Source organism: Spongiactinospora gelatinilytica, assembly GCF_003236385.1.
Classification (GTDB): domain Bacteria; phylum Actinomycetota; class Actinomycetes; order Streptosporangiales; family Streptosporangiaceae; genus Spongiactinospora; species Spongiactinospora gelatinilytica.
On record NZ_POUA01000016.1, the window covers coordinates 33956 to 43531 of the forward strand.

The 9576-nt window shown below is 75.0% G+C and carries 8 protein-coding genes; 7 read left to right on the forward strand and 1 reads right to left on the reverse strand.

The annotated features are described in order from the left end of the window. Positions 1-3: 3 nt before the first annotated feature. The 7 genes from C1I98_RS03895 (at position 4) to C1I98_RS03925 (ending at position 8661) form a co-directional block, all read left to right on the forward strand. Positions 4-486, forward strand: a complete 483-nt coding sequence (locus C1I98_RS03895) for a PH domain-containing protein (RefSeq protein ID WP_111165676.1) — start codon at positions 4-6, stop codon at positions 484-486. Further along, complete coding sequence (locus C1I98_RS03900; RefSeq protein WP_111165677.1) at positions 483-1997, forward strand: PH domain-containing protein; 1515 nt, start codon at positions 483-485, stop codon at positions 1995-1997. The genes C1I98_RS03895 and C1I98_RS03900 overlap by 4 nt, the downstream gene beginning before the upstream one ends. A 64-nt stretch (positions 1998-2061) precedes the next feature. Next, on the forward strand, positions 2062-2718 hold the full coding sequence (locus tag C1I98_RS03905; RefSeq protein ID WP_111165678.1) for an ABC transporter ATP-binding protein: 657 nt from the start codon (positions 2062-2064) through the stop codon (positions 2716-2718). Continuing rightward, the gene (locus C1I98_RS03910) at positions 2715-3527 is read left to right on the forward strand and encodes an ABC transporter ATP-binding protein (RefSeq protein WP_111165679.1); all 813 of its coding nucleotides are present in this window, start codon (positions 2715-2717) and stop codon (positions 3525-3527) included. The genes C1I98_RS03905 and C1I98_RS03910 overlap by 4 nt, the downstream gene beginning before the upstream one ends. Continuing rightward, entirely contained in the window at positions 3524-6535 is a 3012-nt protein-coding gene (locus C1I98_RS03915) for an FtsX-like permease family protein (RefSeq protein ID WP_111165680.1), read from the forward strand. Before C1I98_RS03910 ends, C1I98_RS03915 begins: the two co-directional genes overlap by 4 nt. Before the next feature lie 43 nt (positions 6536-6578). Further along, the gene (locus C1I98_RS03920; RefSeq protein ID WP_111165681.1) at positions 6579-8318 is read left to right on the forward strand and encodes a DEDD exonuclease domain-containing protein; all 1740 of its coding nucleotides are present in this window, start codon (positions 6579-6581) and stop codon (positions 8316-8318) included. Positions 8319-8373: 55 nt separating this feature from the next. Then, a complete protein-coding gene (locus C1I98_RS03925; RefSeq protein ID WP_111165682.1) occupies positions 8374-8661 on the forward strand; it encodes an Lrp/AsnC family transcriptional regulator in 288 nt (95 codons plus the stop codon). Here C1I98_RS03925 and C1I98_RS03930 read toward each other — a convergent pair. Beyond that, positions 8645-9576, reverse strand: a 932-nt coding sequence (locus tag C1I98_RS03930) for a sensor histidine kinase (RefSeq protein WP_233507150.1), incomplete at its 5' end; no start/stop codon positions are given. The two genes, C1I98_RS03925 and C1I98_RS03930, sit on opposite strands and share 17 nt — an antisense overlap.

Below are 9576 nucleotides of genomic sequence, written 5' to 3' on the forward strand. Positions count from 1 at the left end.
CGGATGGATCTGCGCCCCCCGCGCAACCGGGCCGACCGGCGGGCCGTCACCTGGTGGACCGTGCAGGGACTGATCGGGGCCGCGGTGGCCGCGGTGGCCGTGGGCGTGCCGTACGTGCTGTTCACCGACCGGCCGCTGTGGCTGGCGGCGGTGGCGGCCGGGTTCGTCGCGGCGCTGCTCGCGCTGGCGCTGGTGTGGCCGCGGGCCTACTACCGCCTCTCCCGCTGGGAGGTGACGGACGAGGCGGTCTACACGTGCTCGGGGTGGTTGTTCCGGTCGTGGCGGATCGCGCCGATGTCGCGCATCCAGACGGTCGACACGGTACGCGGTCCGTTGCAGCGGCTGTTCGGGCTTTCCGACGTGACGGTGACCACGGCGTCGTCGGCGGGCGCGATCAAGATCGAGGGCCTGGACCACGCGCTCGCCGCCGGGCTGGCCGAACGGCTCACCGAGATCACCCAGCGCACGCCGGGGGACGCCACGTGAGCGACGAGTGGCTGCGCCTGCACCGGCGCACCTTCCTGGCCTCCGCGGTGATGTCGATGGCGCTGGTCGTCCCGCTGGTCACGGTCTTGACCAAGGTGCTGCTGGACCAGGAGGTGGCGCTGCGCCTGGTGGTCGCCGCCGACGCCGGGGCGACGGTACTGATCATCATCGGGGTGGTGATCTACGACGTGCTGCGCTGGCGCGCCACGACGTACCGGATCACCGGCGAGCGCGTGGAACTGCGCTCGGGGATCATGGTGCGCGAGCACCGCTCCATCCCCAGGGACCGGGTCCGCACGGTGGACGTCACCGCCGACCCGGTGCGCCGCGTACTCGGCCTGGCGGTGGTCAAGGTCGGCACCGGCGAGCGGGCCGGCGACGACAAGGCCGAGCTGACGCTCGACCCGGTAGGGCGGGCCGATGCCGACCGGCTGCGCCGCACACTGCTGCACAGGAGCCCGGAGCCGGACGGCACACCGCAGGCCGACGCCACCATCGCCGAGCTGCGCTGGGCGTGGATCCGTTACGCCCCGCTGACCGTGTGGGCGTTCGTCGGCGGCGCCGTCCTGGTGGGCGTGGCCCACCGGGCGCTGGACATCATCGGCGTGGAACTGTTCTCCCTCGACGCGCTCGGTGACCTTTGGGACCGGCTGAGCGTGATCCCGGGATGGCTGCTCATCGTGCTGCTGCCGGCGGCCGACCTGCTGGTCGGGACGGTCGGCGCGGTCGCGCTGTTCGTCGAGTCGTGGTGGCACTACCGGCTGGACCGCGAACCGAGCGGCACCCTGCGGCTGCGCAGGGGCCTGCTGACCACCCGCTCCCTGACGCTCACCGAACGGCGGCTGCGCGGCGTCGAGCTGTCCCGGCCGCTGCTGCTGCGCTGGGGCGGCGGCGCGCGGGTCAAGGCGGTCGCCACCGGCCTGTCGAAGAACGACAAGGAGACCGAACGCGCCGACACCCTGACCCCGCCGGTCCCGCTGGCGGAGGCCCTGCGGGTCGCCCAGGAGATCTCCCCGGGCGAGCACCCCGCGCTGCGGGCGCACCCGAAGGCCGCGCGCGCCCGGCGGATGCGCTGGGCCGGGTTCGCGGTGGTGATGCTCGCCGTGGCCACGGCCGCGCTGGACGCGGTGTTCGCCTGGGTGCCGTGGTGGGCGTGGGCGGTCCCGGCCGCCGCCGTACCGGCCGCCGCGTACTTCGCCGCCGACGCCTACCGGGGGCTCGGGCACGGGCTCACCGGCCGCCACCTGGTCACCCGGTCCGGTACGGCGGTGCGCCGCACCGTCGCGCTGGACCGTACCGGGATCATCGGCTGGCACTTCCGCCAGTCGGTCTTCCAGCGCCGCGCCGGACTGGCGACCCTGGTCGCCACCACCGCCGCCGGGCACGGTTCCTACACCGTCCACGACGCCGCCGAGGCGGCGGCGGTGGATCTGGCCGACCTGGCCGTCCCCGGGCTGGTGGCCCCCTTCCGGGCGAGCGGAGATCGTGACGGATTCGTGACGCCGGGCTAGGCAATGCCTCGCCGCGCCGGCCGGTACTCAGGGCAGCCGATTCCGCCGAGACCATGGAGGCCCGATGTCCGAGCCGGCGTTGTCCTGCCAGTCCCTCACCTGCGAGGCCGGCGGGCGGGAGATCTTCCGCGACCTCTCCCTGGAGTTCCGGGCGGGCGAGCGCGTCGCGGTGATGGGCCCCTCGGGCTCGGGGAAGACCACGCTGCTGACCACGCTGGCCGGGCTCGGGCCGCCCGCGTCGGGACAGGTGCTGGTGGGCGGCGTCCCACTGGCCCGCGACCCGTCGCTGCGGTCGCAGGTGGCGCTGGTGTTCCAGTCCTACGGGCTGCTCACGCTGCTCACCGCGGCCGAGAACGTCGAGGTGGCGCTGCGCGCGGCGGGCCGTACCGGGGCCGAGGCGATGGCCGCGGCGGTCGGGCCGCTGGCCAGGCTGGGCCTGGCCGGGCACGCCGACCACCTGATCGAGGAACTGTCGGGGGGCCAGCAGCAGCGCGTGGCGGTGGCCAGGGCGCTGACGCTCGGCCCCCGGGTGCTGCTGGCCGACGAGCCGACGGCCGAGCAGGACGCCGGCCACCGCGAGATCGTGCTGACCGAACTGCTCGCCGTCGCCGATCGCGGCGGCGCCCTGGTGATCGCCACGCACGACGACGAGGTCGCCGCCCGGTGCGACCGGGTGGTCGAGCTGCGCCCCGCCGTACGGGGGGCGGTGGGCGCCCGATGACCGCGGCCGTGCGCTGTGACGGCGTCGTGCAGATCTACAAGACCAGGGACCTGGAGATCGTCGCGCTGCGGGACGTGGACCTCGTCATCGCCCAGGGCGAGACCGTGGCCCTGCTCGGCCCGTCGGGCGCGGGCAAGTCCACGCTGATGTGGCTGATGGCCGGGCTGCTGCGGCCGAGCGCGGGCAGGCTGCGGATCAACGGCACGGACGTGTCCCGGCTGTCGCCGGGCGCGCTGGACCGGATGCGGGCCGCCGACATCGGCGTCGTGCTGCAGAATCCCGGCCGCAACCTGATCCCCTACGCCACCGCCGCCCAGAACGTGGCCTTCGCCCAGCGGGCCGCCCGCACCGATCGGCGCCGCGCCGCAGCGCTGCTCGACCGGGTCGGGCTGGGCGGGATGCGGCGGCGGGCCGGTGCGATGTCCGGCGGCGAGCAGCAGCGTCTGGCGGTGGCCGTGGCGCTGGCCAACGCGCCCCGGCTGCTGCTGGCCGACGAGCCGACCAGCCAGCTCGACGACGATTCCGGGCGGGCCGTCATCGGCCTGATCGAACAGGCGGCCGAGGAGAACGGGACGACCGTCGTGGTGGTCACCCATGACGCGGCGGTCAGCCGGGCGCTCGGCCGTACCATCACGATCCGGGACGGAAAGGTCGGCGCGGAGGGCCGGCACGGCGAGGAGTTCGTGGTGGTCGGCCGGGAGGGCGGGGTGCAGCTTCCCCCCGAGTTCCACGAACTGCTGCCGCCGGGCTCGATGGCCAGGGTCGAGGCCCTGCCCGACGGCGTGGCGCTGCGCCGGGCCGAATCATGAGTGCCCGGAGTCGGGGGCTGACCCTGCGCGGGCTGTGGGAGCGCCGCGGCCTGTCGCTGGCCGTGCTCGTCGTGACGGTCGTCTCGGTGGCCACCTCCGCGTTGGGACCGATCTTCGCCGAGGCGGCGGGCACCGCGCTCGTCCGAGGCGTCCTGAACCAGGCCGCCCCCGAGGGCAGGGGCTGGCGCATCACCGCGCGCGACGCCGACGTCTCGCCGCTCGCCGACCGGTTCCGCTCCGGCGCGGCCTTCCTCGGCACGCCCGTCAACGGCGCGGAACTCCCCGGCCGCGACCCGCGCGGCGGCGTCGTCCGCCCGGTGATCTACCAGGACGACGTCTGTGCGCACCTGGTCCTGGTGAAGGGCCGCTGCCCGGCGAACGGGGGCGAGGTGATCGCCAGCCAGGCGAGCCGCCTCGACGCGGGCAAGGTCGTCCGGGTTGCGGGGCTGGCGGTCGCGCCCGCCCCGGGCGAGGTGATCGCCGCCAGGGCGGAACTGGCCCCGCTGCGCGTGGTCGGGGTCTACCGGCCGCGTGACATCAACGACCCGTACTGGTTCGGCGGCAACCTGTTCGCGCAGACCGCCGGATCGTCGGAGAGCAAGGCCGACCCGTTGTTCACCGTCGAGGAGACCCGGCGGGCCACGCAGGCCACCGTGCAGTGGACGCACTGGTCCATCGTGTCCATCGACCCCACCAAGATCACCGCCGCGGATCTCCCCCGCCTGGAGGAACTGACCGCCGCGGCCCCCCGGCTCGGCCTGGCCCAAGCCCCGGTGATCACCCTCAGCCGCGTCCCGGACACCATGCTGGAGGTGCGCGCGCAGACCGGCACGCTGGGCGTGCCCGCGCTGCTGGTGATCGCGCAGTTGGTGGCGCTGGGCTGGCTGCTGCTGTACCTGACGGTCTCCGACCTGGTGGCCGCGCGCGCCCCGGAGATCGCGCTGGCCCGGCTGCGCGGGCAGGGCCGGCTGCGGGTGTGGCGGTTCGCGCTGGCCGAGCCGGTGCTGCTGCTGGCGCTCGCGCTGGCCGCCGGGCTGGCCCTGGGGATGCGGCTCGCCCAGGTCGTGGCGGCGGCTCTGCTGCCCGGCCAGGTGGCGCTCGCGCTGCCGCCCGCGGGCGTGCTCGCGGGCGCCGCCGTACCGCTCGGCGGGCTGGTCGCGGCCGTGATCGCGGCGCGCGGCATGGCGGTGCGGCCGGTCACCGAGGAGTGGCGGCGCACGCCGAGGCGGCGGGCCCGAGGGTGGGTCATCGACGCGATCGTGCTGTCCCTGACGGCGCTCGGCCTGGTGGAGCTGCTGGCGGCGGGGGTCATCACGCAGACCTCGGGGCAGACGTCGGCGGCGCTGGCCGTACCGGGGCTGCTCGCGCTGGGCGTCGCGCTGCTGGCCTGCCGGGTCGTGCCGTTCCTGGCCGGGCGGCTGTTCCGGGCGAGCAGGCGGGCCGGGGGCATCGGGGCGTTCCTGGCGCTGCGCCAGATCGCCCGCGGGCGCGCCACCGCGGGCAGCCTGATCGTGCTGTGCACCGCGTTCGGCATGGCCGTCTTCGCCACCGCCGCTTGGGACGTCACCTCGGCGAACTTCGAGCGGGTGGCCCGCGTGCACAACGGCGCGGCGGGCGTGCTGGAACTGCGCGCCGGCAGTGTGGCCGAACTGCGCGCGGCGGTCGAGGCCGCCGATCCCGGCGGGCGGCACGCCGCCCCGGTGATCGTCATGCCCGGCCCGCCGAAGATGATCGCGACGGACCCCGCCCGGTTCGCGCACGTCGCCGACTGGGCCGCGGCCCGCCCGGGGACGGACGCCGCGCGGCTGACCGCCGGGCTGGCCGGCCCGCCCGGCACGCCGCGTCTGATGGTGCGGGGTGAGCGGATTAGGCTGCGGATCGGTCCGGTGAAGGTGCCGGACAAATGGGAGCCGACGCTGTTCGCCGACTTCCGGGTCCCGGGGAGCACCCTGGTCAAGAGCATCCCGCTCGGGCCGATCGGCCCCGCCACGATGGAATGGGGCCTGCCCCCGGAGTGCCGGGCCGCCACCTGCGAGCTGCGCGCCCTGCGCGCGGAGGTGACGGTCCTCGACGAGGTCACCACCAACGCGAGCATGTTCGCGGACGTCAAGAGGATCGAGGTGCGCACCGGTGGGCGCTGGCGGGAGATCGACGCCGGCCTCACCGACCGCGCCCGGTGGAGCGGCACGGCGTCGGCCGGCGAGGACGGGCTGTCGCTGATGATCCCCCTGTTCGGCGGGGCCAAGGCCGTACCCGCGACCTTCCCCCGGCACCTGCCGGCGCTGGTCAACGGCCCGATCGACGGCGAACTCACGCCGGGCCTGGACCAGAACTTCGCAGCCGGGCACGCCGTGCTGGGCGAGCGGGCACCGCTGCCGGGACTTTCCGAACCCGGCGCGATCGTGGACCTCGAACTCGCCGACCGGGCCGCCCTGGGCATCGCCCCCGAGGCGCGGTTCGAGGTCTGGGTCGCGGCCGGGCGTCTGGAGCAGGTCGCCGCGGCGCTCAAGGCCCAGGGCCATCCGGTCTCGCCCGCGCGCACCCCGGACCAGCTCGTCTCCCGTTACACGACCCAGGGCCCGGGGCTGGCGCTGGCGCTCATGCTGGCGGCCGCGCTCGCCGCCGGGGCGCTGGCACTGGGCCGGGCCGTACTGGCCCTGTACGGCGCGGCCCGGCGGCGCGGGTACGAGCTGGCGGCGCTCGCGGCCACCGGGGCGAAACCCGGCGAACTGCGCGCCGCGCTGCTGCTGGAACAGCTCATCACGCTCGCGGCGGGCACCCTCAACGGAGCCGGCGCGGGCCTGCTCGCCGCGCGGGTGGCACTGCCGCGCGTCCCGGAGTTCGCGACCGCGCCGAGTACGCCGCCGCTGCTGTACGAGCCGTCCCTCGGGCCGGTCGCCCTGGTCGCCGGGGCGGCGCTGGTGGTCGCCTTCGCCGCCGTCGCGCTGACCGCCGAGGCGCTGCTGCGCGGCATCCGGGCCGACCGCCTGCGGCAGGCGCAGCCGTGAATCCAAAACCGTTGAATCCGGGAATATGTCGGTGGCCGCCCTTATGGTCAAGAGCGTGGAGATCGCTGTGCAGGGCGCGCTCGACGAGTTGGGCACGCCACTCGACCAGGTGACATTCGTGGTGTTCGACCTGGAGACGACGGGAGGCTCGGCCGCCGAGCATGCGATCACCGAGATCGGGGCGGTCAAGGTGCTCGGCGGTCAGGTGGTCGGCGAGCTGGCCACGCTGGTCGATCCCGGCGGGCCGATTCCGCCGTTCATCGCGGTGCTGACCGGCATCACCGACGCGATGGTGGCGGCGGCGCCGAAGTTCGCCTCGGTGCTGCCGTCCTTCCTGGAGTTCATCAAGGGCGCCACCCTGGTGGCCCACAACGCCCCCTTCGACATGGGCTTCATCAAGGCGGCGTGCGCGGCGCACGGATATCCGCCGCCGGCCAACCCGGTGGTCGACACCGCCGACCTGGCCAGGCGGGTGCTCACCCGCGACGAGGCGCCCAACTGCAAGCTGTCCACGCTCGCCCGGATCTTCCGCAGCTCGACCGAGCCGTCCCACCGGGCCCTGGCCGACGCCAGGGCCACCACCGACGTGCTGCACGCCCTGCTCGAACGCGCGGGCTCCTTCGGCGTGCACACCCTGGAGGAGCTGAAGGGGTTCGTCCGCGCCCCCACGCCGGAGCAGCGGCGCAAGCGCCACCTGGCCGACACGGTGCCCGCCGCGCCGGGCGTCTACGTGTTCGAGGACGAGCACGGCGAGGCACTGTACATCGGCAAGAGCGGCAGCCTGCGCACCCGGGTGCGCAGTTACTTCACCGCGAGCGAGACCCGCCGCCGGATCCGCGAGATGATCGGCATCGCCGAGCGGGTCCGCACCATCGTGTGCGCCACCGGGCTGGAGGCCGAGGTCAGGGAGCTGCGGCTGATCGCCGCGGGCAAACCGCGCTACAACCGCCGCTCCCGCTTTCCGGAGCGGGCGGTGTGGCTCAAACTCACCGACGAGCCGTTCCCGCGGCTGTCGGTCGTCCGTGAGGTCCGCGACGACCAGGCGGCCTACCTCGGGCCCTTCGGTAGCGGCCGCGCCGCCGAAGACGCCAGGAGCGCCCTGCACGAGGCGATCCCGCTGCGCCGCTGCACCGAGCGGCTGGGCCTGCGGCCCTCCCGTACGGCCTGCGCGCTGGCCGAGCTCGGCCGCTGCGGCGCGCCCTGCGAGGGGCGGGAGAGCCAGGCCGGCTACGCCGTACACGCCGAGGCGGTGCGCCGCGCGATGGAGCACGACGCCTCGGCGGTCTACGCCGCCGTACAGGCCCGGATGGAGCGGCTGTCGGTCGAGCAGCGCTACGAGGAGGCCGCCGCCGACCGCGACCGGCTGGCCGCCTACATCCGCGCCGCCGCGCGCATGCAGCGCCTGTGGTCGCTGACCCGGCTGCCCCAGCTCGTGGCCGCGAGCCCGGCCTTCGGCGGCGGCTGGGACATCCACGTCGTCCGGTACGGCAGGCTCGCCGCCGCCGGGGTGATGCCGCGCGGCGCGCACCCCACCCCCTTCGTCGACGCCCTGGTGGCCACCGCCGAGACCGTACGCCCGGGCCCCGGGCCCACTCCGGCGGCCACCGCCGAGGAGACCGAGTGCATCCTGCGCTGGCTGGAGTCGCCGGGGGTCCGCCTGGTGCAGGCCGACGACGGGTGGAGCATGCCCGCCTGGGGGGCGGCCCGGCTGCGGGGCCGTATCGAGCGGGCCTACCAGGCGCTGCGGCGGCACAGTGAGCGGGAGGGGCGTCCACTGCGGTGATCGGCTCGCGCGATAGGGTGGGGGCCACGCTGGCAGGTCACCGAAGGAGGGGCTCGTGGTCACCGCGATCGTGCACATCAAGGCCGAGGTCGACCGGATTCCGCAGGTGGCCAAGGAGATCGCCGACATCGACGGGGTGAGCGAGGTCTACTCCATCACCGGCGAGTTCGACCTGATGGCCATGATCAGGGTGCGTGCATACGAGCAGGTCGCCGACCTGGTGCCCGGCAAGCTGAACAAGGTCGTGGGCGTCCGGCACACCGAGACGCACCTGGCGTTTCGCACCTACTCCAAGCACGACCTGGAGGCGGCCTTCTCCATCGGGCTCAACGAGGCCGACTGACCTCGCCGCCGCCCGGTCCCGATCCGGGGGTCGGCAGCCGGACGCGTACCTCGAAGCCGCCGCCCGGGTGCGCGGCGGCTGACAGGGTGCCGCCGAAGAGCGCGGCCCGCTCTCCCATTCCGGCCAGTCCTCGGCCGGGGGTCACGGTTTCGGCCCTGGCCATGCCATTATCCCGGACGAGCAGGTCCAGCGCGCCGGAGCACCAGCGCAGCGACACTTCGGCGGTGCGGGCCGCGCCGTGCCGTACGGCGTTGGCCAGCGCCTCCTGCACGATCCGGCAGACCGACACCTCGAACATCGGCGACAGCGGCGGCGGCGTTCCGGCCACGCCGAGCCGTACGGCCAGGCCGCCCGCCTCGGCCTCCGCGACCAGCCGGGGCAGATCCGCGAGCCCCGGCAACGGCTCCCGTGCCCGCGCGAGGTCGGTCCACGGCCGTTCTGAAAGCCCGGGCAGCGGTTCACCGGAGCCCGGGAAATCCCCATCGGGCCGCTCCGAAGGCCGTGGCAGCGCCGCCAGGCGGCGCAGTTCCGCCACGGCCAGCCGACCGGCGTCCTCGGCCTCGCGCATCGCGGCCTCGGCCTGCTCGGGATCACGACGCATGACCAGCCGCGCCCCGCCGACGCGCAGCGTCATCACCGAAACCACGTGCGCCACCACCTCGTGCACCTCCCCCGCGATCAGTTGCCGCTCCCCGGCCGGCACCGCCCGATCCAGCTCGGCCCGCTGCGCGGCCAGCAGCTCCCGCTGTAGCCGCACCCGCCCCGAAAGCGCGGAAGCCCTGCGCCGCTCACGCACGGCCCAGCCGCCCACCAGCCCGAGCGCACCGGCCAACAGCACCGCGGGACCCCACACGACAATGGGCTGGACGATGGCGACCACAAGGTCGAGACGCCGCATGCCGGGCAGCGTAGGAC